A 23764-nucleotide genomic window follows, 5' to 3' on the forward strand; every position below is an offset into this window, starting at 1 on the left:
TACCAGCCCACAGAGGGCGCGCCAACTCTCAGCGCGCCCTTTAATTATTAGAGGCGGCTTTATCGAGTTGGTGTAAATAATCCAGTTTGGCTTTAATTTTTTGCTCAAAGCCCCGATCGTTTGGCTGATAATAGTCGCGTTCGACTAAGGCATCCGGTAAATATGTCGCACCTGGGGCGTAGGCACCGGGCTCATGATGAGCGTAGCGATAGGCTTGGCCATGGCCTAACTCTTTTAATAACTTAGTCGGTGCATTACGCAAATGCAGAGGGACTTCATAATCGGGGAGCTCTTTAGCATCTTTTAATGCTTGATTCCAAGCACTATAAACCGCATTGCTTTTAGGCGCACAGGCTAAATAAATAATAGCTTGAGCAATGGCGCGCTCGCCCTCTGCTGGCCCCACGCGGCTATAACAATCCCATGCGGTAAGTGCGACTTCCATCGCTTTGGGATCCGCTAAGCCGATATCTTCTGAGGCGATGGCCAGTAAGCGGCGCGCAATATAAAGCGCATCGCAGCCCGCACTAATCATACGAGCATACCAATATAAACCGGCATTAGGATCCGAGCCGCGAATCGACTTATGAATCGCCGAAATTAAGTCATAATACAGATCACCTTGATTATCAAAGCGCGCTAAACGCTCACCGGTGATCTCGGCCAATAAGCTTAAGTCAATCTGATAGTGCCCTTCTACCTTCACCGCCATATCGGATAATAGCTCAAGGTAATTAAGCGCTTTGCGGCCATCGCCATCTACTAATTTCGCCAATGCACTTTGCACACCGTCAGCCAAGTGTAAATGACGCTCAACGAGTATATTATCGGTGGTGAGCGCATGGCTAAGCATCTGTTCAATGGCGGTACTTTCTAAGCGTTTTAATACATAGACCCGCGCTCGAGAAAGTAAGGCATTATTAAGCTCAAAAGAGGGGTTTTCGGTGGTCGCACCAATAAAAGTGACAGTGCCATCTTCGATATGCGGCAAAAAAGCATCTTGCTGGGATTTATTAAAGCGATGAACTTCATCCACAAATAAAATAGTGCGCCGCCCCGCCTGTTTGTGCTCTTTAGCACGCTCAATAGCAGCACGAATTTCTTTTACGCCTGAGGTCACGGCCGACACGCGCTCTACTTCTGCCTGACAATAAAGCCCAATAAGCTCGGCTAAGGTGGTTTTTCCAGTTCCCGGTGGCCCCCATAAAATCATGGAATGACACTGTCCCGCTTCCAATGCCCGGCGCAGCGGTTTATCCGGTGCAAGGATATGCTCTTGACCCAGATAGTGCTCTAAGCGCTGCGGGCGCATGCGCGCCGCTAAAGGTCGAAAGTCATCTTGCTCAAAGTCCAGACTCAAGGTGCTCATATCAGTTACTCACTTATTAACTAAAATACCGTGCGCGTCCATTATAGCTTATTCAAGGCTTAGCTTAATTTCCCTTAAGACTTGGCGTATTTTCTTCCCAGACCCACGCCCGTGGTGCAGTCATAAAAAAACCGAGCGAATGGGCTCGGTTTAGACTCAGGGTTAATGGGACCGATTAGCGCTGATCATCCACCATCACGCCTTTGGGCGGGGTAAAGGTAAAAGTGGTATTGCTCACCTTAGGCTGAGTATTCACTTTATGTAGAGTGAAGTCACTGCGCTGACCACCCGACTCCAGCACGCTAAAGCGCTCAATACGATTTTTACTATCAAAGCGCAGGCTAAATTGACTAATTAATTCACTGGTATCTTTACTGGTAACAATATAATCAGCGCCTTCGCGTGTCACTTCATAATCTTGCCAGCGCTTGCCATCGCGTCCGGCGATAAGTAAAAACGGCGTATTCTGGATAGCTTCTTCGAGGGGCGCGATACTAACTTGCTCTACAAAAGGGTCATACATCCAGACACTTTTACCATTAGAAACAATTAAGCTCTCATCGGGAGATACCGTATGCCAACGGAATTTATCGGGGCGCGCAAGTTGCATGGTACCTTTCGCCGTTTGCATGGCTTGCCCTTGTTCATCAAACACTTGCTGACTAAATTCGGCAGAAAACTGATCAAAACGGGCTAATTTTTGTTGTAACTCGGTGCGAGCATCGGCCAAGGCGACGCTACTTACCGACCACAATAAAATACCTAATGTCGCTAATTTTTTCATTTAATTGCGCTCCCTAACTGGCGGAGGTGCCAATACTTCTCGTTGACCGCTGCCCATGGCTGCACTCACAATGCCATGTTGCTCCATTCGCTCAATTAAGCGAGCGGCGCGATTATAACCTATCTTAAACTTACGTTGCACCCCAGAGATAGAGCCACGACGCGTCTCTACGACATAAGCTACCGCAGCATCAAATAATGGGTCGGCGGCATCTTCATCTTCTTCAGCCACTTCACCAGGAAGCAAGCCCTCAGGCCCCACTTCGCCACTTAGAATATCTTCAATATAATCGGGCTCCCCTCGCTCTTTCCAAGCAGCCACCACCTTATGGACTTCATGGTCATCAACAAAAGCGCCATGCACACGCGTTGGCGTGCTATCGCCTGCTGGCAAATACAGCATGTCACCCATGCCCAGTAACGACTCGGCACCTTGTTGGTCTAATATGGTACGCGAGTCTATTTTACTGGACACTTGAAATGACATTCGCGTCGGAATATTGGCTTTAATTAAGCCCGTAATCACATCGACCGAGGGGCGCTGAGTGGCCAATATTAGGTGAATACCGGCTGCTCGTGCTTTTTGTGCAATGCGCGCGATCAGCTCCTCTACTTTTTTGCCCACTATCATCATCATGTCGGCAAATTCATCGATGACCACCACGATATGAGGGAGCTTTTCTAATGCCGGAGGGTAAGTATCCATAGATTGAGTGGCATCCCATAAGGGGTCGCGTATAGGCTCACCCGCATCTATCGCTTCTTGTACCTTAGTGTTATAACCTTGTAGATTTCTAACTCCCACCGACGACAACAGCTTATAACGCCGCTCCATTTCACCCACACACCAGCGCAGCGCATTTGCCGCATCTTTCATGTCAGTGACCACCTCGGTTAAGAGATGGGGGATGCCCTCATACACAGAGAGCTCCAACATCTTGGGGTCAATCATAATAAAGCGCACTTCTTCAGGCGTAGCCTTAAAGAGCATCGACAATATCATGACGTTCACTCCCACCGACTTACCTGAGCCCGTGGTGCCCGCTACTAACACATGGGGCATTCTGGCTAAATTCACCACTACCGGCTCACCGGCAATGTCTTGGCCTAGCACCATAGTCAACGGATGGCGACTATCTTCAAACGCTTCACTGTCAATCACTTCCCGTAAATAAACGGTCTCGCGGCGCGTATTAGGCAGCTCTAAACCGATATAGGGCTTACCCGGAATGACTTCCACGACTCGCACACTGATCGCCGATAATGAGCGAGCTAAGTCTCTATCTAGGCTGGCAATTTTACTCACTTTAATACCAGGCGCTAAGTCTAATTCAAAACGCGTGATCACCGGGCCCGGATACACACCCACGACGTTGGCCTGCACATTATAATCGGCAAGCTTAGCTTCGACTAAGCGCGCAATGCGCTCCAACTCAGCCTCACTCACCGTATGCTGGTGGGGTTTTGGCACGTCCAATAACTCATAAGAAGGGAGCGGCAGAGCTTGGCGTTGTAATTTTGAAACTGGCGCAGCAGCCGCCGCCACCTGCGGCTGGGTATCTTCTTTTAGCCAAGGTAAGTCAAATTCATCTTCTGCTGGCCACTCGGTATTCGAGACTGGCACTTGTGCTACATGCGGACTCACTGTGGCTGAAGCAGGCGTGTTAACAGGCGCACTGGTCAAAGGACTGCTTTGTAAGAGCTCCTCAGCGGCTGAGTCGTCAAATATCAATGCATCTTCCGCCTCAGCGCTCGCCGCCTCTGGCTCTTGATGACCATTAAACACCGGCTCTTTGCGCACCGGTGGCGCTTTCTTTTGTAATAAAGTGCGCTTTGGCGCAGCCGGCAGCGGCGCCATCAGAGGGTCATCGGCGGCATCAACAGTCGCTGCTGGTTGCGGTGCTAAACGCTCTTTAAAACGCCGCCAGCTAACAAAGCTATTCTCAGCGCTCTGCGGCTCTGCTTGGTCTGGCGTTTTATCCGTCTTAGTTTTGGGCGCCAGTGGCAGTGCAGTTTGAGCGTGGCGCTTATTTTCTTGCCACTGCACAATGCGTGCCGGTAAATGACTAAGCAGTGCGGGGGCATTTAATACCGCCCCCCTAAACGCTCTACAATTAATAACCAAGACCAGCCCGTAAAAAAGGTCACTCCCGTGGCAAAGCCGCATAATAACAACAAGGTGGTGCCTAAGGTGCCAAACACCGGCACCATCGCCGCCGTTAGCATATCGCCAATTAACCCGCCTGATGAAAAATAATAAATATTGCCTAAGTTCATGCTGGCTAGCGTGAGCATACTGAGTAGCAACATTAAAAAACCAATGATACGCAGCCCTAAGGTGAGGTAACAAATATCGCTGAGTGCACGAGGACGCCATAAGGTAAGCCAACCCACTAACACCATAAAAATCGGAATTAAATAAGCTGAAAAGCCAAAAGAAAATAGCAGTATATCTGCCAGCCAGGCCCCAGCAGGCCCCGCAGCATTACGGATTTCTCCTCCCCATGCGGTTTGTGACCAACCAGGATCCGACGAGTGGTAGGACATTAATGACAACATCATAAAGATCGCCACTAAAATAATGGTGATCAATCCGGCCTCAAACAGACGCTGTAAACCAGACATAGGAGTAAATAACTTTTTCTCCGCCAACCGCCTGCTCCTCACTTTTAGGTTATGACACATATTCAATGGTTGGTCTGCGACAACCTGGGTCGTCAGGTACTCAAACGACAAGCGAGCGGCCTAGGCCGCTCGCAAGTTCTGAGTTTATGACACGCTTGCACTGGGTAAAAATACCAGAGCCAAGGCCATTAGCACAGCTTAACGGGTATTTATTACCAAGCGATTGCTTTGCTTAACCTCTTCCATCACCACATAGGTGCGGGTGTCATTCACGCCAGGTAAGCGCAATAGGGTTTCGCCTAACAACTTACGATAGGCCGACATATCGGCAACGCGGGTTTTTAATAAGTAATCAAAATCACCAGATACTAAATGGCATTCTTGAATCTCTTCTAGTTTTTGCACCGCGTCATTAAATTCATCAAACACATCGGGCGTGCCCCGATTCAGAGTAATTTCTACAAATACCAGTAATGAAGCATCGAGATACTGAGGGTTAAGAATCGCAGTATAACCTTCAATGTAACCTTGGCGCTCTAAGCGACGAACCCGCTCTAAACAAGGAGTAGGACTTAAGCCTACTCGTTTAGATAATTCTACGTTAGAGATACGCCCGTCTTGTTGTAGCTCGTTTAAGATATTGCGATCGATACGATCGAGGTCTTTAGCCGGTCTACTGTTTAAATCTAACACTTCATCCATCCTTTGACTCATTTTCGATATATTCCACTGTGAATAGTCAGACTGACACAAAACGGCAGGTTAACATCAGCAGGCTCAAGCGCTGCACTTGCAATATTCACCCTGAGGATGTGCTCACCATCTCGCAATGTAGAAAACAGATAAGTACATAAAAACGCGATTATCTATTACAGCATATCTTTTAGTATCTTAACATGGCAAATGGTCTGCAGGTAGCAGATACGTTTGTTTTCATCTTAAAATAGCAACCTAAGCACTATTAGTATTTTTAATACTTCAGCTAAAGCAACAGTGTTAAGCGCTACCAAAGCAACCTAGCACAGCATAGGCGACTAAAATAATTAAGATAATAGTCATTTAGATTTTTAGATGCTCGTTATTTAATGACTGTAGGCTCGTGTTTTTATAAATCCCGTAGTTAAAAGCACTGCTAGCACCAAACGCTATATTGCATAACTATTCGTTATAAACGAAGTTTGCAATATACTAGTCATCGACTAGCGATGTAACGATTGAACACTTTAATTACCGACTTCCACTAAGTCGCTGCCCCTCGTAGTCCTTTATTCCCGCCCCGCTATCCCCTACAATCGTGCCACCTTTATCTGCCTTCTTGGGTTGGAGACACAATGAGCCAAACAAAACATGCCAAACTGCTGATCTTAGGATCCGGTCCTGCAGGATATACCGCCGCCGTGTATGCAGCACGCGCCAACCTTAGTCCGGTGTTAGTGACGGGGATCCAGCAAGGTGGCCAATTAACTACCACCACCGATGTAGAAAATTGGCCAGGTGATGCCGAAGGATTAACTGGACCTGCGTTAATGGAGCGCATGAAGGCTCACGCCGAGCGCTTTGAAACCGAAATTCTTATCGACCATATTAATAGTGTGGACTTAAGCCAGCGCCCTTTTACCTTATCTGGCGATAGCACTACCTATACCTGCGATGCGCTTATTATTGCCACTGGCGCTTCTGCCAAATATTTAGGCTTACCCTCAGAAGAAGCTTTTCAAGGCCGAGGCGTCTCTGCTTGTGCGACTTGCGATGGCTTTTTCTATCGTAATCAAAAAGTGGCTGTGGTGGGCGGAGGCAATACTGCCGTAGAAGAAGCCTTGTATTTATCTAACATTGCAGCAGAAGTGCATTTGATCCACAGACGTGATGAATTTCGCTCAGAGAAAATATTAATTGACCGTCTAATGGAAAAGGTCGATAGCGGTAATATTATTTTGCACACTCATCGTACGCTAGAAGAAGTGCTCGGTGATGATATGGGCGTAACTGGAGTGCGCTTAAAAAACACCCAAAACGACGAGCAAGAGCAGCTCGAGTTAACTGGGGTATTTATTGCTATCGGTCATCAACCGAATACCCAAATGTTTGTTGACCAGCTAGAGATGGAAAACGGCTATCTCAAAGTGCAATCAGGTTTACAAGGTAACGCCACTCAAACGAGCATAGAAGGCGTTTTTGCTGCGGGGGATGTGATGGATCATACCTACCGCCAAGCTATTACTTCTGCCGGCACCGGTTGTATGGCTGCCCTAGATGCTGAGCGCTTCTTAGATGGCATTAACTAACGCGATAAAAGTGTCGCTGGTTTAAGTATAAACGGCGCCCTTTGGCGCCGTTTTCATTATTCGAGGGCGCGCCCTTCACTCACTCTGCTTAGTGCCTCTTGTAATGTGGCATAAAAGGCAAGCTCACCGACAATGGGCTGCATACCCGCTCGGGCTAAGGTTTTTAGCGGTTGAAATTGTAAATCAGCCACTATCACTTTTATGCCTTGGCGCTGGCAATGCTGGATAAAACCCGTTAATGCACCCTGCCCTCCGGCATCTAAAATAGAAACCGCATCTAAATACAAGATGACACCCTGTTGCTGGTGACATAACCCCGCTAATTCACTGAACACCCGATCTGCGGCGGCAAAAAACAAAGGGCCATTAATTTTAAACACCGACCAATCATTGGGCAAAGCACAGGCTTTAACGCGCTCACTATGAGTAATATCACTGACGCGGGTCATTTCGGCAATATCGCGCATAAATAGTACGGCCGCCACTAAAATACCGGTCGTGATAGCGATGACCATATCGAATAAAATAGTTAACGAAAAACACGTTAAAAACACCCAAATATCGCCACGAGGGGCGGTCTTTAATAGCCGAATAGACTTAGGTGCTTCGCTCATATTCCATGCCACCACCATCAATAACGCGGCCATCGCCGGCATGGGCACATAGGCCAGCATGGGCGCTAATAACACCAAAGCGCCTAACACCACCAGCGCATGGACCATGCCCGATACTGGCGTTTGGCCACCCGCTTTGAAATTTGCCGCTGAGCGCGCAATGGCGGCCGTGGCCGTGATGCCACCAAAAAAAGGCGCCACTATATTGCCAATTCCTTGGCCTAATAATTCACTATTTGCGCTATGGCGTTTACCTGTCATGCCATCCAATACAACGGCACACAATAACGACTCAATGGCGCCCAACATGGCAATCGCGAAGGCGGCGGGTAATAAGGCTTGGAGCAGGCTCCAATCGAGAGTGAGCTCGGCGCCTGTGGTGCCGGGTTGTAGCCAAGGCAAGGTAAATTGGGGCAACACGGGGGGAATACCTTGTCCAACACTGCCATCACTTAAAACATAGCTAAACTGGCTGCTAATAGTCGCAACCTCTAACCCCTGGCCATTAAGCAGCCAAGTAGCTAGGCTGGCAATAATCACCGCAGGTAAATGTGCAGGTACCGCCAACTTAAGGCGCGGCCAAGTGATCATAATAATTAAAGTTAAGAGCGCAATGGCGACACTGGGCCAATATAGTTGCGGAAAGGCATGGGCTAATACAGAGACTTTATCTAAGTAATGAGCAGGCATCACTAATTCAGTTAAGCCTAAGAAATCTTTTAACTGTAAAGTGGCAATCACCACCCCAATGCCGCCGGTAAAGCCGAGAGTCACGGCAACCGGAATGTATTCAATTAATCGTCCCAAGCGGATTAAAGCCAAGCCGATTAATATTAAGCCCGACATCACAGTGGCGAGTAATAAGCCGCCTAAACCATATTGTTGAGCAATGGGGTATAAGATGACCACGAAGGCGGCGGTGGGGCCAGAAATACTTAAGCGCGAGCCGCCAGTCAACGCAATAAGAAAGCCGCCGATAATCGCGGTGTAAAGACCGTATTGCGGAGCGACCCCACTGGCGATAGCTAATGCCATGGCTAATGGAATAGCGATAATGCCCACCGTGATGCCCGCTAATATATCTTTGATTAACCGCGCGCGGTTATAGGGTTCGTTAAAACAGCTTTCACGCAGCGCATGACCAAGGCGTAAAGAAAATAAATGGGCACGATGAGCCATGGCGTTCTCCTAATCATCCCCTAATATCAGGGGGAAGCATCAAGTATATGCTCATTAACCGTTCATACAATGATAATATGATTAACATAACTGGCCCCCGATAGGCCAATTCAATCCTCAATAATGGGAGCTGAAATGGAACGAAGAACCGCACGTCTCACCTTATTAATTGATCCTGATAAAAAAGCGTTATTTGAGAAATTATGTGCCCAAGAAGATGTCACTCCTTCACAAAAAGTACGCCAATTTATTCGCGATTATATTGAGCAACAAGTCGGTAATAACTGGCAAACTCCCCCTGCCCCATAACGGGAGAGATGATGTTAACATTATTGGATCACAGCTTATGGTTCCCCTACCCCGAGCAAGCTTTAACGGATCCCAGTGGCTTGTTAGCCATTGGCGGCGATCTCAGTACAGAGCGACTGCTATTAGCTTATAGCATGGGAATTTTCCCCTGGTTTGAACAAGACCAGCCTTATTTGTGGTGGTCTCCGGATCCAAGAGCGCTGCTTATTCCCACAGAGTTGCATGTGAGTCGCAGCCTCGCCAAGCTTGCCAAGAAAAACCCCTATCGCTTTACCATAAATTGCGCTTTTTCACAGGTTATTCACCATTGTAGTGCCCTTAGAAAACAACAAGAAGGCACTTGGATCACCCATGAAATAGAAGCCGCTTATAGCCAGCTGCATCAAGCTGGTCATGCGCACTCAATAGAGGTGTGGCAAGAAGAGAGATTAGTCGCTGGCTTATATGGCATTAGCTTAGGACAGCTATTTTGTGGAGAGTCGATGTTTCACTTGGTGCCAAATGCTTCTAAATTAGCGTTGCTGGCGTTATGTCGCCATTTTAGCCGCCATCATGGGCAACTCATTGATTGCCAGTTAGCTAACCCTCATTTAATGAGCTTAGGGGTAAAGAGCGCGCCGCGCAGTCACTTTTTAAAGCAATTAAAACACTTACAAAATAAACCCTTATTAGAGGGCTGTTGGCAAGCAGGAGCGCTCACCTTATGAAAGCCCTCAATCTTAAAGTAGGCGTGACACCGGCGCACAACTGCAGCTATCTGCCCCACCAGCAAGAACAATTACTGGTGGTGTTAGATAAAGAGCAACTCACTTGTGTTGGCTATGAACAACTGCTCAGTGCGGGTTTTCGCCGCAGTGGCAACGACTTGTATCGCCCTCACTGTCAACATTGCCAAGCTTGTGAGTCACTGCGCATCCCAGTCGCTAATTTTAAACCTAGTCGCAGCCAAAAACGTATTCAGCGTTTAAATCGCGATGTAGAAATAAAAATTAGCCAAAGCGATAAGCCAGGCTATTTTTCGCTTTATCAAACCTATATTGGCGAGCGCCACAGGGACGGCACTATGTTCCCGCCCAGTCGGCGCCAGTATGAATGTTTTTTATTAAGTGAATGGCACGCCGCCTCTTTTATTGAATTTTGGTTAGCAGAGCAACTCATTGGAGTGGCAGTCACCGATCGCTTAAGTCATGCCATGAGTGCGTTATACACCTTTTTTGAGCCTAGCCTTGCCCATCGTTCTTTGGGCACCTTTGCTATTTTAAGTCAGCTAGCCCTAGCCAAACAGGCGCAACTTTCTTGGTTGTATCTGGGATATCAAGTGGATGAATGCGCCAAAATGAATTATAAACAACACTTCAAACCCCATCAGCGACTCAGAGCCGGAACTTGGCTCGACATCAAAGACTGAGCGGAAACTTTACAGTGCGCCCGAAATCTGCCATGATTTCGGCCGCTTTTATTGCCTGCGTTAACAAGAGGACTCAATGGCTAAAGAAGACAGTATTGAAATGCAAGGGACCATTTTGGATACCCTGCCGAACACTATGTTTCGCGTTGAGCTAGAAAATGGCCACGTGGTAACTGCTCACATCTCTGGCAAGATGCGTAAAAACTACATTCGTATTCTCACCGGCGATAAAGTTACCGTGCAGCTGACGCCTTACGACTTATCAAAAGGCCGTATCGTCTTTCGCGCTCGTTAATTCGTTCGCCTAGACATTCGAACGTTAACGGCTCAGCCACTTCTGACTGTTAACTTTTGGCTGTCTTGCTCACTTTCTTCCTGTTCTGTTAGGCCTGTGCCTCTTGAATAAAAAGGCCCACCACTAGCAAAAGTGGCGGGCCTGTTGGCATTATGCGCTAACGGTGAAGTTAATGAGCCAAAGAGGCTTCAGACTGATAATCAAAATGCAGTTTGTTATCCTTTAAGGTGACCTTAACCGAGCCGCCACCGACCAGTTCGCCAAACAGCAACTCGTTGGCCAGCGGCTTTTTCAGTTGTTCTTGAATCACCCGCCCCATGGGTCTAGCGCCCATTGACTTATCATAACCAAGCTCAGCTAACCAAGTGCGCGCCGGCTCACTCACTTCCATTGACACGCCTTTAGCATCTAACTGTGCTTGCAGCTCAACAATAAACTTATCTACTACCTGATAAATTACCGCCATATCTAAATGGTTAAACCAGATAATATGGTCAAGTCGGTTACGAAACTCAGGAGCAAAAGTGCGATTAATTTCAATCATGGCATCGGGTGCATGATCTTGTTGTTGGAAACCAATGGATTGGCGTACCGTTTCTTGAACGCCCGCGTTGGTGGTCATCACTAAAATCACATTACGAAAATCAGCTTTACGACCATTATTATCGGTGAGCGTACCATTATCCATCACCTGTAATAACAGATTAAACACATCCGAATGCGCCTTTTCAATTTCATCCAGTAACACCACGGCATGAGGATGCTTAATCACGGCATCGGTTAATAACCCGCCTTGATCAAAGCCTACATAACCGGGCGGTGCGCCTATTAAGCGCGACACAGTATGCGCTTCCATGTACTCAGACATATCAAAACGTACCAACTCTATCCCGAGCACCCGTGCTAGCTGTTGAGTGACTTCTGTTTTACCTACGCCTGTGGGGCCGGCAAAAAGGAAAGAGCCGATGGGGCGCTTTTCATTGCCAAGGCCTGAGCGACTTAAGCGAATAGAATCACTCAACACTTCAATGGCTTTATCTTGGCCAAAGACCACCATTTTTAGCTTGGTCTCAAGGGTTTTCAATGCCTCTTTATCTGAGTTAGACACTGACTTCTCAGGAATGCGCGCAATCTTAGCCACTATGGCTTCAATATCGCCCACACTGATGGTTTTTTTACGCTTAGAAGGCGGCAACATACGAATTCGTGCGCCCGCTTCATCGATAACATCAATCGCTTTATCCGGTAAGTGGCGGTCGTTAATGTATTTAGCAGATAACTCAGCCGCCGCTTTAATGGCCGGATGGGTATAGCGCACATCATGATGCGCCTCATAACGACTCTTTAACCCCATTAAGATTTTTGTGGTTTCTTCCACAGAAGGCTCAGGGATATCTATTTTTTGAAAACGTCTGGCCAGCGCTCGGTCTTTCTCAAAAATTTGGCTGTATTCTTGATATGTAGTGGAGCCCATGCAACGAATTTGCCCGCTGGAGAGCATAGGTTTTAATAAGTTAGCCGCGTCTAATTGACCGCCCGAGGCAGCACCGGCTCCAATAATGGTGTGTATCTCATCAATAAATAAAATAGCGCCTTTTTGCTTTTCAAATTGTCTTAACAAGGCTTTAAAGCGTTTTTCAAAATCACCGCGATACTTAGTGCCCGCTAATAAGGCGCCCATATCGAGCGAGTAGATAATATTATCGGCCATCACTTCTGGCACATCGCCCTTTACAATACGATATGCCAAGCCCTCGGCAATGGCCGTTTTACCCACCCCCGCTTCGCCGACTAGCAGCGGGTTATTTTTGCGCCGTCGACATAATACTTGAATCGCGCGATCCACTTCATGCTCACGGCCAATTAAGGGATCAATGCGCCCCTCTTTCACCCAATGATTTAGATTATTAACAAAGCCTTCAGCTTGATTGCTGCCCGCCTCCTCAGCACTTTCATCTTGGGAGGCGGCACTATTTTCATCAGCTTGTTGGTCTTTACGCACCCCATGAGACAAGAAGTTAACGACATCCAAGCGACTAATTTGAATTTTTTTCAGCAAATAAGCGGCTTGGGATTCTTGCTCACTAAAAATGGCCACTAATACATTCGCACCCGTGACTTCGGCATTCCCCGAAGACTGTACGTGAAATACGGCGCGCTGTAAGACTCGTTGAAACCCTAATGTAGGCTGGGTTTCAATCTCAGTGTCACCACTGGGTAGTAGTGGTGTCGTTTGCTCAATAAAAAGCTGAATTTCACGGCGCAACGCATCTAATTCGGCGCCACAGGCAATTAGCGCTTCTTTAGCTGCGGGATTATTCAACAACGCGAGTAGCAGGTGCTCCACCGTCATGAACTCGTGGCGAGCACGGCGCGCTTCATTAAAGGCATCGTTTAACGTGCTCTCAAGATCTTTGTTCAACATAGGCACCTCCCCTTAAAACATCGGTGTCCCGTTGCGGCGGGTATTCACTTATTCTTGCTCCATGCTGCATAACAGCGGGTGTTCATGTAGCCGAGCATATTGATTAACTTGTGCAACTTTGGTTTCTGCTATTTCAGCGGTAAAGATTCCGCATATCCCTTTTCCTTGGTAATGCACCGCCATCATTACTTGCGTGGCTTTATCTTCATCCATGTTGAAAAAATGCTGTAACACCTCCACCACAAAATCCATGGGCGTATAATCGTCATTATTTAATAAGACTTTATACATAGGAGGGGGTTGTAGCGCTAATTCTTCCCTCTGTCGTTCTTTTAATTGTTCACCGTCGGTGTGTGGGTTACTCCTGCTCATAACGTTACTCTGACTCACAGTTTCTGATAACAACCGCCCTGATAACAGGCAAGCTGTCGAAAAATATTAATGACGCTTTGTATTATGTTATCAGAATATCAGGAACTGATTAGCCTGTCTTTCCTTCACCCTAGCGGGTATGTGGGCACTGTCAACTGTCTTAGCTCAGCACTGTGAAGCGCTAAACAAAGGCTTGACTCAGTTAAAGGTTTGATTAAAGTGGACTAAGGTCATGACTGTTTAAGCGTGATTTGGCTTAACAGATTGACCGCATCCGGCGTAGAAGCGCCTGTAGTAATAGCGAGCAAACACAGTGGTGTTAATGTGGCTTGCGAAAGTTGTTTAGGATGTTTAAGCATAAGGGATGCAAGAGTATGACAACCGGTACGGTGAAGTGGTTTAATAACGCAAAGGGATTTGGTTTTATCTGCCCAGATGATGGTGGCGAAGATATTTTCGCTCACTTTTCTACGATTGAAATGGACGGGTATAGAACCCTAAAAGCAGGCCAGTTGGTACAATATAAAATTGAACAAGGCCCCAAAGGTAATCATGCCACTAGCATTAGAGCCGCGGGCGAATAATAACAAGCACGGATACCCAGTATCTAAGAACAAGGCGCTGCGGCGCCTTGTTGCATTTAGCGCCTCTTAACTTCCTCACCACATTAAGCCCTCTGCACTAAAAAGGAGCGGGTTATGAAGAGAAATACCTTGTTAGCTCCCGCCTGTCTTAAACCAAGCGATCTGACCTTGTCTAAGTGCAAAGATATTCTCAGCGAGTTGCAACTTTGGTTAGAAAAGCGTTTTAAAGCCGGCGATAACATTATGGAGTTGGTGGTCACTCGCTCTCAGCATATGGATCAGCTACTGGCAGGGCTTTGGCAACGTGTGAAGTTAGACCACTATCCTGAGCTCTCGCTTGTGGCGGTGGGCGGGTATGGTCGGGGTGAGCTACACCCTTATTCTGATATCGACTTGCTGATTTTGTGTGAAAACCCCGCTAATCCCGATATTAATGAGCGCATTGGCAGCTTTATTACCTTGCTCTGGGATTTGCATCTTGAAGTAGGACACAGCGTACGTTCCGTAGCAGAGTGTATTCGCCAAGGTGAGCAGGATCTCACCATCGCCACTAATCTCATTGAAGCGCGCTTAATTACTGGCTCTTATCAGTTGTTTTCTACCCTCACTGACGCCACCCAGCCTGATAAGTTTTGGTCGAGCCAAGCGTTTTTTGAAGCCAAACGCCAAGAGCAAATTGCCCGTCATCAGCAATATCAAGATACCAGCTATAAATTAGAGCCCGATATTAAAAGTAGTCCGGGCGGCCTTCGCGATATTCAAACTATTAGTTGGGTGGTACGCCGCCATTTTGGTGCGGCTACCTTACATGAAATGGTTAGCCATGACTTTTTAAGTCAAGACGAATATGAAGAATTACTCGATTGCCAAAACTTCCTCTGGCAACTGCGCTTTGCGCTGCATATGTGCACACAAAAAGCCGATAACCGCTTGTTATTTGATCGCCAGCGCGCGGTAGCCACAGCGCTAGGCTATGTTGGCCACGGCAATCAAGCCATAGAACACATGATGAAGCGTTTTTATCAAACGGTGCGCCGCGTCCAAGAGCTTAATGAAATGCTCTTACAGTTGTTTGATGAAGCCATCTTGGGTCATATCGCCATGGATGTAAAAAACTTAACTCATGAGTTTCGCTTACGTGGCACCTTGATCGATGTTATAGATCCTACTCTTTTTATTAGGGATCCCGCCGCAATTTTGCGCTTATTTTATCATATTGCGCTGCACTCACAGATCACCGGCATTTACTCCACTAGCTTGCGTTTACTACGCGAAGCAAGACGTGAATTACATGGCTTTTTATGTGAACAGGAGTCTTGTCGGCATTTTTTTATGAAACTCATGCGCCACCACCAAGGAGGTGGCTTAGCGCTCACTCTGATGCATCGCTATGGCATTTTAGCCGCCTACTTGCCACAATGGCCACCGATTGTCGGGCAAATGCAATTTGATATGTTTCATGCTTATCCGGTGGATGAGCATACCCACCGCCTATTAAAAAATATTTATCGCTTTCGCCACAGCACTACAAAACGCCAGCACCCGCTGTGTTTTGATATTTGTAGCCGGATGCGAAAACCTGAACTGCTCAATATCGCCGCCTTATTTCATGATATAGCTAAAGGTCGGGGTGGGGATCATTCTGAGCTTGGCGCCGAGGATGTCCAAGGATTTTGTGAATTACATCAATTAAATAAAGCTGATACTCGACTGGTAGTCTGGTTAGTGCGCCAGCATCTATTAATGTCGGTCACCGCCCAACGCCGAGATATCTATGATCCTGACGTGATCAGTGAGTTTGCTAGTCAAGTGAAAGATGAAATTCGTCTCGATTATTTATATGTACTCACGGTGGCCGACATTTGCGCCACTAATGATAATTTATGGAATGATTGGAAAGGCAGTTTATTGCGTGAGCTGTATTTTTCTACCCAAAAAGCGCTGCGCCAAGGCTTAGAAAACCCACCCGACTTACGACTGACGATTCGTGAAAATCAGCGCCAAGCACGCCAAATTCTCTTACAACTCGATACGCCAGAAGCACTGATTAAACCGTTATGGGCTCGCTTTACCGCAGACTATTTTTTACGCCACACGCCAGAGCAAATTGCCTGGCATAGCCGCCATATTTTAGCTCACTCTGATGCGAATATGCCCCTAGTACAAATTAGCCAGCAACCGAGTCGAGGAGGCAGTGAATTATTTATTTATTGTCCAGACTCGCCTAACTTATTTGGTCGCGTGGCGGCGGCCCTTGATCAAAAAAATCTTAATATTCATGATGCTCAGATCATGACTTCTAAAGATGGCTATGCTCTGGATACCTTTATCGTCCTAGAGCCAGACGGCCAGCCAGTGAGTGGCGATCGCTTAGCTGAGCTTTGTCAGCGTTTAACCGATACTTTAGTCAGTAAACATGCGCCGTTAATCCGTATTCGTCCCCCTTCTCGACGCCACCGTGAGTTTAGTGTGCTCACTCAGGTTAATTTTTTACATACTAAGCGCTCTCATAAACGCAGTGTCATGGAACTCATTGCGCTCGATACTCCAGGCTTATTAGCACGCCTTGGAAATATATTTAGCCAGCTTAATCTTAATTTGCATGCGGCTAAGATCACTACCATAGGCGAGCGAGTAGAAGACTTTTTTAGTTTAACTAATGCCCAACAACAACCCTTAACTGCCTGTCAACAACAACAGCTAAGAGAAAAAATTGTCGCTGAATTTCAGCAAGCCGAGGCGGACTAAAACAAAAAAGAGGCGCTCGCGTCTCCCGCTGCATGCAGTTATGACCTAAAGCGACTGGCAAAAAAACACACAGCTGGCGCATTTCTGCTATGATGAGCACCCGCCATAGCGCGTCTTTATTTTTCTATTTTAAGAGCTTCTTGTGAACCAAACCGAATTTTCTACCCTAGCGCTAGATAACGCCTTAATTGAGAATCTAACTAGCCTCGAATACACCCGTATGACGCCCATTCAAGCGACAAGCTTGCCGTTAATGCTAAATGGCAAAGACGTAATCGCTCAAGCCAGTACCGGTAGCGGTAAAACCGTGGCCTTTGGCTTAGCGTTATTAGCCCGATTAAATGTATCGCATTTAGCCGTGCAAACTATGGTAATTTGCCCCACTCGTGAGTTAGCAGACCAAGTAGCCCAAGAGTTGCGCCGATTAGCGCGTGCTATGGCCAATGTAAAATTGGTGGTGTTATGCGGCGGCTCGCCTACCGCAGCGCAAACCGCTACTTTAGGGTATGGCGCGCATATTGTGGTGGGGACACCTGGGCGCCTGCTTAAGCATCTTGAGCAAGGTAGCCTTGATTTAGCGCACCTTAATACCTTGGTATTAGATGAAGCGGATCGCATGCTGGATATGGGATTTGCTTATGATATAGAGCAAGTGGTGTCTTATGCTCCCACCGCGCGCCAAACTTTATTATTTTCTGCCACCTATCCCAGTGCCATTGTTGAGCTTAGTCAGGGCTTACAGCAACAGCCCGAGCGGGTGTCGGTAGCCGATGAACATCGTGGCGATACCATAGTGCAATTATTATTTGAGGTGTCGCCAAACTTGCGAAAGCAAGCACTAGCCACCTTACTTGCCCACTATGCTCCGCGCTCTGCTGTGGTATTTTGTAATACAAAACGGGCTTGCCAAGAAGTCGCCGATCACCTTAATGAATTGGGCTTTTCCGCCTTGGCTTTAAATGGCGACTTAGAACAAAGAGAGCGCGATCAAGTCTTGATCCGCTTTACCAATGGCAGCGCGAATATCTTGGTAGCCACCGATGTGGCGGCGCGAGGATTAGATATTAAAGAGTTAGCCGCCGTCATTAACTTTGATATTACCCAAGATCCCGAAGTGCATGTGCATCGCGTTGGCCGCACCGGGCGTGCTGGTATGCAAGGCTTAGCCTTAAGCCTTTATAGTCCGCAAGAGGCTTATCGGGTGCACTTAATTGAAGAATACCAAGGGGCCACTATTGTGCAGGGCTCATTGGCGGATCTTAATAGTAATACCCCTCCCCTGCAGCCAGAGATGGTCACCTTAAACATTGCAGGTGGGCGCAAAAGCAAAATACGCGCCGGCGATATCTTAGGTGCACTCACTACCGACAGCGGTATAAGCGGTGCTGAAGTAGGAAAAATTAATATCGGTGAAATGCAGTCTTATGTGGCCGTACATAGAGAGGTAGCTAATAAAGCGCTTAAGCATTTACAACAGGGAAAAATTAAAGGTCGCATCGTTAGAGTTCGAAAAATCTAGTAACAATTAATGCCTCTATTAATCAGCACCGCTCTAATAAAATAGGACGGTGCTTTTTAATGAAAAAATAAAATACTGTCGAAAATTTAGCTTACTAACGATTAAGAAGAGGCGTCCTCGTCATGGCGACGATGATTGTAATGGCGATGAATGTAGTCAATCTTATCCATAAACTGGGATTTTAGCCGTTCACTTTCATATTCAAATTTATAACTTTGGTGGAAATTTAGCTGCAAAGTGACGCCATTGCCCGAGAGTAATATGCTATAGCCATCAAAATCGCTGCTAGCCACTATGCCCTCAAGCATATGCCCATGTTCATGGACTTGGCCGAAGTTGCGTATTTTATCAAACACTTCCAGCACTACTTTATTGTTCAACTCGTTTTCCATGTCTGCTCCTTATTTAATGCTCGCTTACAAAGGCCATACCCAAAGTAACATAGGGATAGTCACTAGTATAACCAACAGATCCAGCGGCAGACCTAATCGCCAATAATCACCAAACTTAAAGCCGCCAGGGCCTAAGATTAAGGTGTTATTTTGATGACCAATGGGCGTTAAAAAGGCACAAGAAGCCCCCACTGCCACCGCCATTAAAAACGGGTCTACACTCACCCCTAATTGGTTAGCGGTGCCGATGGCAATGGGGCACATCACAGCCGCAGTCGCGGCGTTATTCATTAAATCAGACAAATTCATGGTGACAATTAATACTAATACCAGCGCAATAATCGCATTGCCTTGTGCTAACTGATGCAGTAAAAAATTAGCAATTAAGCCGGCGGTACCGGTGGTTTCCATCGCCTGTGCGACTGGGATCAAAGCGCCGAGTAAAATAATCACTGGCCAATCGACGGCATTATATACGGCACGCGGTGGGACAGTTCGCACTATCATAGACACTAACACCCCAGCCGCGAACGCCACTGCCGTAGGCAAAATACCTAACGCAGCCACCGCCACCGACAGCGCCATAATAACGGTGGCCATAATGGCCATGCGCTTATTAGGGATACGCAACTCTCGCTCAGCCAGCGGCACGCAGCCGGTACTGGAGGCAAATTCCGAAATCGCCTCAGGTCCGCCTTGGATCATTAATAAATCGCCGGCCCGAAACGGCTGAGCCCGCAAACGTTTGACTGAGCGATTCCCTTGACGAGAAATAGCCAATAAATTAACGCCAAAACTGGTTCTAATTTGAATACCCGCAGCGGTACGCCCCAAGAGGCCTGAGTTGGGTAATACCACTAACTCACTTAAAATAACCTCATCATGCTCATGGCTCACTTCTTCTTTTTCAGGCGACTCCTCACTCGTCTTCGCGACCTCAGCATCACTGTGCTCTTTAGCCTTTGCCGGTTGCGACTCAGTGGCTTTTTCTTTGGCTTGCTTGGCCTTTTCTTTTTCTTTCTCCTTTTCTTTTTCTTCTTTCTCACGCTCTTCACGCGTACTTTTCGCTTCTTCTAACTTTAAACCCAAACTTGAAATAGCACTGGCAAGCGTTTCCGCCTCGGCCTCTAACATTAAAATATCGCCGGCTCGGGTTCGCCGCCTTGGGCTGGGCGGCGTGACACGTATTTCGTTGCGCACTAACCCCAGCACTTGGGCATCTGCCTCACTGAGCGCTTGTTCTATATCATGTAACGTCATGCCCTCGGCTTTACAACCTGGCGGCACTCGCGCTTCGGTAATGTAAGCACCTGAGTCAAAGCTATCGCCGCTAGCTTGCTTGCGCCCCGGCACTATGCGCCACCCTATCAATGCCACAAAAGCCACGCCCACCACGGCCACCGTCAAGCCCACCGGTGTAAAATCAAACATATTAAAGTTGCCATCGCCATTGGCTTTGCGAAAGCCAGACACAATCAAGTTAGGCGGAGTACCAATAAGGGTAGTCATGCCGCCTAAAATGGTGCCAAAGGATAAGGGCATTAATACTTTACCAGTGGCAATATTTTGTCGCTTGGCCATTTGCATCGCGACCGGCATTAACAGCGCCAGCGCGCCTACGTTATTCATAAATGCCGATAAAAAAGCACCCAGTGCCGTGAGTGCAGCAATAGAGAGAGTGGGCCCTGCATTAGCCGGCAATAACCAGCGAGTCAGCACATCTACCGCACCTGAGCTTTGTAAACCTTTACTCAAAATCAAGACACAGGCCACACTGATCACGGCCGGATGACTAATGCCCTCAAACGCCGACTCTGCAGGTACTAATCCTGCAAAAACACACGCTAATAATGCGGCGGCAGCGACCATATCGTGGCGCCAGCGCCCCCATAAAAAAAGCAATACGGTGCATAATAAAATAATACTAATGGTGATTTGAGCTGAGTCCACGAGGTGCGCTCCTAACAAGAGGCAGGGTCTTACATGACTAATAGCTCACAATCACATATTTTAATTATATTTAATACTCAAACGTGACCTTTAACCTGCGCCTGTCACACTTATTAACAATAATGATCCGCTGGCAGCGCGTGCCCGCTATAAGCATGCAGCCAGCTCTCGTGGCGTACGCCATTAGGCGATAGTGGTCTTTGTCGACCTAGCAGGATAAAATCATTTTTTTATAAAAACGGGTGAACGCATGATCAAGCTTGGCGATAACAATAATCTTCCAGTGTTACGACTCGAAGAAAAAGGAGCCTGGTTAGATGCCAGTCCTTACGGTGAAGTGTTTATTACTCAGCGCCAGCTTCCCGCTCACTGCCAGCCTGGCGATCACCTGTCCGTGTTTATATATTTAGATGCCGACTTAGCGCCGGTGGCCACTACCGAGCAACCTAAGGCAAAAGTAGAACAATTTGCCAGCCTAAAAGTGGTCACCAGCAATCGTTTAGGGGCCTTTCTTGATTGGGGCATGAAAAAAGATATTTTTGTCCCCGAGCGCAATCAAGCCAGCCCCATGGAAGTGGGGCGCAATTATGTGGTTTATATTTATTTAGACCATGAAGGGCGCATGGTGGCGAGCTCTAAGCTGGATCGCTTTTTAAGCCGTGAATTTCCTGACTATCAAGTTGGCGCCGAAGTGGACTTAGTGATCACCGAGCGCACGCAGCTTGGTTTTAAAGCGCTAGTAGATAATGCATACGGTGGGCTTATCTTTGCCTCAGACACGCCCGGCCACCTGCCGGTGGGTTTGCACACCAAAGGCTACATTAAACAGGTGCGCGACGATGGCAAGCTGGACTTAAGCTTAATAAAACCCCAAGTTGGTAAACAAGATATTGATGCGACCGCGTTAATGATCCTCGATAAGCTGTCCCGGGCCGGTGGTCACATGGCGGTGAATGATAAAACGGATCCTGATACTATTTTTCGCTTATTTGGCACCAGTAAAGGCACCTTTAAAAAAGCCATCGGTGGCTTATATAAACAAGGTAAAATTAGCATCGAAAAAGACGGTATTAAGCTGCGCTAACCTGGCACTGGCACCTGTTTATGCCACCATTTGCATCTCTTGGCTTGATTGCGTGTCAGTTTGGCATTTAAATCGCGAGTCGGTATTCTTAGGTGGGTATTTTTAATGCTTGCCTATTTATGTCACGCTTAGCAATACCATTCGCTTTATTCAGCTTTTAATCAAGCTTGTCTTCTCGTATCACCAACCTAAGGCTAATCACAATGACAGCACCTATTAGAGTCGCCATCGCTGGCTACGGCAACCTCGGACGCGGCGCCCAAGCCGCCATTAAACAAAGCCCCGACATGCAATTAGTCGGTGTTTTTAGCCGTCGCGACCCAAGCTCCGTCACTCTTATTGACGCCAGCGTGCCCGTCTATTCCATGGACGATATTGAACACTATAAAAATGACATAGATGTGTTAATTCTGTGCGGTGGCTCTAAATCAGACTTACCCGAGCAAGGGCCGTATCTTGCTAGCTTGTTTAATATCGTTGACAGTTTTGATACTCACGCAAATATCCCAGACTATTACGCCGCACTCGATACTCCCGCCACTCAAGCAGGCAAAGTAGCCTTATTATCGGTTGGTTGGGATCCGGGTCTGTTTTCTATTAACCGCTTATATGGCGAAGCTATTCTACCCGCTGGCGAGACCTACACCTTTTGGGGAAAAGGCTTAAGCCAAGGCCATTCCGATGCGGTGCGCCGTGTCGCGGGCGTAAAATCAGGCGTGCAATATACGCTCCCCTCAGAGTCTGCTATGGCCAGAGTGCGCAGTGGTGAACAACCACAATTAACCACGCGAGAAAAACACACCCGCGAGTGCTTTATTGTGCTAGAAGAAAGTGCCGACGCCGATACCGTGCGCGAGGCGATTGTAACTATGCCCAATTATTTCGCCGACTTTGACACTAGCGTCAATTTCATTGACCAAGCGACCTTTGATGCCGAGCATCAAAGCATGCCCCACGGTGGCTTTGTGATCCGCAGCGGCGTCAGTGGTGCCGAGCAAGCGAATCAAGTGTTAGAGTTTTCGCTAAAGCTTGGCAGCAATCCTGGATTTACTTCTAGTGTATTAGTGGCATACGCCCGCGCCGCCTTTAAAATGAACCAAAACGGTGAACAAGGCGCAAGAACGGTATTAGATGTGGCCCCCGGCCTCTTGTCTCCTAAAAGCCCCGCTCAGTTACGTAAAGAGCTGCTATAACACTACTTAGTTATCACCAATAAAAAAGCGGCGCACTGAATAATAAGCGCCGCTTTTTTTATAGTGATAGGATTAAAGCTTGGCAATAAAGCGACTGAGCCACATTAAAGCCGGCTCTTCAGGGTCGAGGGTCTCACTGGCATTTATCGTTAGCATCTCAATTACAGGCTGCGCGCTGAGCGCTTGTAATTGACTATTGAGTTGCTTTCCTGCGCCACAAAAATGCTCATAGCTACTATCGCCTAGGGCGGCCAGCGCATAGCGCACCTGTGGCAAGGGGCCACTGTCTTGTTGTAGCTCCAAAAACAGCGGTAATATATCTGCTGGCAGCTCGCCATCACCGGTAGTTGAGGTCACTAACAACCAAAAATGCTCAGGATTTAAGTCCGCTAAAGTGGCCTCTTCATGAAGCGCTACCCTATGACCGGCGCCAATTAATGCTTCTTCTAACCTCTCTGCCACCGACATGGCCGAGCCATAGACGCTACCTACAATAATCTCTACTGCGCTCATTCTGACTCCTTACTGTGCCACTCGTTGTCTTAGTTAAGCGCACTTTTTTCGCTCATTATTCACAACAAACTAATAAACGAGTGTGATTTTTTAACCGTCGTTAGCACTAGTGTGTAA

21 protein-coding genes are annotated in these 23764 nt (G+C 47.4%); 10 read left to right on the forward strand and 11 right to left on the reverse strand.

Annotated elements, in window-relative coordinates; genetic code table 11:
* Positions 1–40: 40 nt before the first annotated feature.
* From CBP12_RS05175 to lrp, 5 genes are all read right to left on the reverse strand, one after another.
* Complete coding sequence (locus CBP12_RS05175) at positions 41–1369, reverse strand: replication-associated recombination protein A (protein ID WP_086963489.1); 1329 nt, start codon at positions 1367–1369, stop codon at positions 41–43.
* 175 nt (positions 1370–1544) lie between these two features.
* Entirely contained in the window at positions 1545–2153 is a 609-nt protein-coding gene (lolA, locus tag CBP12_RS05180; RefSeq protein ID WP_086963490.1) for an outer membrane lipoprotein chaperone LolA, read from the reverse strand.
* Positions 2154–4277: a DNA translocase FtsK gene (locus CBP12_RS13695; protein ID WP_269765822.1), complete on the reverse strand. Its 2124-nt coding sequence runs from the start codon at positions 4275–4277 to the stop codon at positions 2154–2156. It abuts the gene before it with no gap.
* Positions 4238–4804: a DNA translocase FtsK 4TM domain-containing protein gene (locus CBP12_RS13700; protein ID WP_232455154.1), complete on the reverse strand. Its 567-nt coding sequence runs from the start codon at positions 4802–4804 to the stop codon at positions 4238–4240. Before CBP12_RS13700 ends, CBP12_RS13695 begins: the two co-directional genes overlap by 40 nt.
* A gap of 171 nt (positions 4805–4975) precedes the next feature.
* Positions 4976–5491, reverse strand: coding sequence for a leucine-responsive transcriptional regulator Lrp (lrp, locus tag CBP12_RS05190; protein ID WP_456093783.1), 516 nt, complete (start codon positions 5489–5491; stop codon positions 4976–4978).
* A 617-nt stretch (positions 5492–6108) separates the two neighbouring features.
* Here lrp and trxB point away from each other — a divergent pair.
* Positions 6109–7062 (forward strand): thioredoxin-disulfide reductase, encoded by a 954-nt coding sequence (gene trxB, locus CBP12_RS05195; RefSeq protein ID WP_086963491.1) that lies wholly within the window; start codon positions 6109–6111, stop codon positions 7060–7062.
* Positions 7063–7118: 56 nt separating this feature from the next.
* On the opposite strand, the gene dauA is transcribed toward trxB, so the two are convergent.
* Positions 7119–8855, reverse strand: a complete 1737-nt coding sequence (gene dauA, locus CBP12_RS05200) for a C4-dicarboxylic acid transporter DauA (RefSeq protein ID WP_086963492.1) — start codon at positions 8853–8855, stop codon at positions 7119–7121.
* A 135-nt stretch (positions 8856–8990) separates the two neighbouring features.
* Here dauA and CBP12_RS05205 point away from each other — a divergent pair, with 135 nt between their 5' ends.
* The 4 genes from CBP12_RS05205 (at position 8991) to infA (ending at position 10867) form a co-directional block, all read left to right on the forward strand.
* Positions 8991–9164 carry a ribbon-helix-helix domain-containing protein gene (locus tag CBP12_RS05205; RefSeq protein ID WP_086963493.1) on the forward strand — a complete coding sequence of 58 codons (174 nt, stop codon included), beginning with the start codon at positions 8991–8993 and terminating at the stop codon, positions 9162–9164.
* An 8-nt stretch (positions 9165–9172) separates the two neighbouring features.
* Entirely contained in the window at positions 9173–9871 is a 699-nt protein-coding gene (gene aat / locus CBP12_RS05210) for a leucyl/phenylalanyl-tRNA--protein transferase (RefSeq protein ID WP_086963494.1), read from the forward strand.
* Positions 9868–10572 (forward strand): arginyltransferase, encoded by a 705-nt coding sequence (locus CBP12_RS05215; protein ID WP_086963495.1) that lies wholly within the window; start codon positions 9868–9870, stop codon positions 10570–10572. The genes aat and CBP12_RS05215 overlap by 4 nt, the downstream gene beginning before the upstream one ends.
* A 76-nt stretch (positions 10573–10648) precedes the next feature.
* Positions 10649–10867 carry a translation initiation factor IF-1 gene (gene infA, locus CBP12_RS05220; protein ID WP_007419779.1) on the forward strand — a complete coding sequence of 73 codons (219 nt, stop codon included), beginning with the start codon at positions 10649–10651 and terminating at the stop codon, positions 10865–10867.
* Positions 10868–11036: 169 nt separating this feature from the next.
* Here infA and clpA read toward each other — a convergent pair whose 3' ends face one another.
* Together clpA and clpS are read right to left on the reverse strand one after the other, a co-directional pair.
* On the reverse strand, positions 11037–13292 hold the full coding sequence (gene clpA / locus CBP12_RS05225; protein ID WP_086963496.1) for an ATP-dependent Clp protease ATP-binding subunit ClpA: 2256 nt from the start codon (positions 13290–13292) through the stop codon (positions 11037–11039).
* Between the two features lie 48 nt (positions 13293–13340).
* Entirely contained in the window at positions 13341–13664 is a 324-nt protein-coding gene (gene clpS, locus CBP12_RS05230) for an ATP-dependent Clp protease adapter ClpS (RefSeq protein ID WP_086963497.1), read from the reverse strand.
* 374 nt (positions 13665–14038) lie between these two features.
* Here clpS and cspD point away from each other — a divergent pair, with 374 nt between their 5' ends.
* The 3 genes from cspD (at position 14039) to dbpA (ending at position 18515) form a co-directional block, all read left to right on the forward strand.
* A complete protein-coding gene (gene cspD, locus CBP12_RS05235; protein ID WP_086963498.1) occupies positions 14039–14248 on the forward strand; it encodes a cold shock domain-containing protein CspD in 210 nt (69 codons plus the stop codon).
* Between the two features lie 114 nt (positions 14249–14362).
* Entirely contained in the window at positions 14363–16996 is a 2634-nt protein-coding gene (gene glnD, locus CBP12_RS05240; protein ID WP_086963499.1) for a bifunctional uridylyltransferase/uridylyl-removing protein GlnD, read from the forward strand.
* Between the two features lie 142 nt (positions 16997–17138).
* Entirely contained in the window at positions 17139–18515 is a 1377-nt protein-coding gene (gene dbpA, locus CBP12_RS05245) for an ATP-dependent RNA helicase DbpA (protein ID WP_086963500.1), read from the forward strand.
* A 101-nt stretch (positions 18516–18616) separates the two neighbouring features.
* Here the strand turns inward: dbpA and CBP12_RS05250 are convergent, their stop codons facing one another.
* Positions 18617–18907 carry a DUF3081 domain-containing protein gene (locus CBP12_RS05250; protein ID WP_086963501.1) on the reverse strand — a complete coding sequence of 97 codons (291 nt, stop codon included), beginning with the start codon at positions 18905–18907 and terminating at the stop codon, positions 18617–18619.
* A gap of 24 nt (positions 18908–18931) precedes the next feature.
* Complete coding sequence (locus CBP12_RS05255) at positions 18932–20857, reverse strand: SLC13 family permease (protein WP_086963502.1); 1926 nt, start codon at positions 20855–20857, stop codon at positions 18932–18934.
* A 250-nt stretch (positions 20858–21107) separates the two neighbouring features.
* On the opposite strand from CBP12_RS05255, the gene CBP12_RS05260 reads away from it, so the two are divergent.
* Positions 21108–21941: a CvfB family protein gene (locus tag CBP12_RS05260; protein ID WP_086963503.1), complete on the forward strand. Its 834-nt coding sequence runs from the start codon at positions 21108–21110 to the stop codon at positions 21939–21941.
* A 203-nt stretch (positions 21942–22144) separates the two neighbouring features.
* Entirely contained in the window at positions 22145–23134 is a 990-nt protein-coding gene (locus CBP12_RS05265; protein ID WP_086963504.1) for a diaminopimelate dehydrogenase, read from the forward strand.
* A gap of 72 nt (positions 23135–23206) precedes the next feature.
* Here CBP12_RS05265 and CBP12_RS05270 read toward each other — a convergent pair whose 3' ends face one another.
* Positions 23207–23647, reverse strand: coding sequence for a flavodoxin (locus CBP12_RS05270; RefSeq protein WP_086963505.1), 441 nt, complete (start codon positions 23645–23647; stop codon positions 23207–23209).
* Positions 23648–23764: the final 117 nt, after the last annotated feature.

This window comes from Oceanisphaera avium (genome assembly GCF_002157875.1).
Taxonomy (GTDB): Bacteria; Pseudomonadota; Gammaproteobacteria; order Enterobacterales; family Aeromonadaceae; genus Oceanimonas; species Oceanimonas avium.

Bases quoted from the DNA above. Each gene is read 5' to 3' on its own strand.
- CBP12_RS05175 (WP_086963489.1), bottom strand. From the start codon at position 1,369: ATGAGCACCTTGAGTCTGGACTTTGAGCAAGATGACTTTCGACCTTTA.
- lolA (WP_086963490.1), bottom strand. From the start codon at position 2,153: ATGAAAAAATTAGCGACATTAGGTATTTTATTGTGGTCGGTAAGTAGC.
- lrp (WP_456093783.1), bottom strand. From the start codon at position 5,491: ATGAGTCAAAGGATGGATGAAGTGTTAGATTTAAACAGTAGACCGGCT.
- trxB (WP_086963491.1), top strand. From the start codon at position 6,109: ATGAGCCAAACAAAACATGCCAAACTGCTGATCTTAGGATCCGGTCCT.
- dauA (WP_086963492.1), bottom strand. From the start codon at position 8,855: ATGGCTCATCGTGCCCATTTATTTTCTTTACGCCTTGGTCATGCGCTG.
- CBP12_RS05205 (WP_086963493.1), top strand. From the start codon at position 8,991: ATGGAACGAAGAACCGCACGTCTCACCTTATTAATTGATCCTGATAAA.
- aat (WP_086963494.1), top strand. From the start codon at position 9,173: ATGATGTTAACATTATTGGATCACAGCTTATGGTTCCCCTACCCCGAG.
- CBP12_RS05215 (WP_086963495.1), top strand. From the start codon at position 9,868: ATGAAAGCCCTCAATCTTAAAGTAGGCGTGACACCGGCGCACAACTGC.
- infA (WP_007419779.1), top strand. From the start codon at position 10,649: ATGGCTAAAGAAGACAGTATTGAAATGCAAGGGACCATTTTGGATACC.
- clpA (WP_086963496.1), bottom strand. From the start codon at position 13,292: ATGTTGAACAAAGATCTTGAGAGCACGTTAAACGATGCCTTTAATGAA.
- clpS (WP_086963497.1), bottom strand. From the start codon at position 13,664: ATGAGCAGGAGTAACCCACACACCGACGGTGAACAATTAAAAGAACGA.
- cspD (WP_086963498.1), top strand. From the start codon at position 14,039: ATGACAACCGGTACGGTGAAGTGGTTTAATAACGCAAAGGGATTTGGT.
- glnD (WP_086963499.1), top strand. From the start codon at position 14,363: ATGAAGAGAAATACCTTGTTAGCTCCCGCCTGTCTTAAACCAAGCGAT.
- CBP12_RS05250 (WP_086963501.1), bottom strand. From the start codon at position 18,907: ATGGAAAACGAGTTGAACAATAAAGTAGTGCTGGAAGTGTTTGATAAA.
- CBP12_RS05260 (WP_086963503.1), top strand. From the start codon at position 21,108: ATGATCAAGCTTGGCGATAACAATAATCTTCCAGTGTTACGACTCGAA.
- CBP12_RS05265 (WP_086963504.1), top strand. From the start codon at position 22,145: ATGACAGCACCTATTAGAGTCGCCATCGCTGGCTACGGCAACCTCGGA.
- CBP12_RS05270 (WP_086963505.1), bottom strand. From the start codon at position 23,647: ATGAGCGCAGTAGAGATTATTGTAGGTAGCGTCTATGGCTCGGCCATG.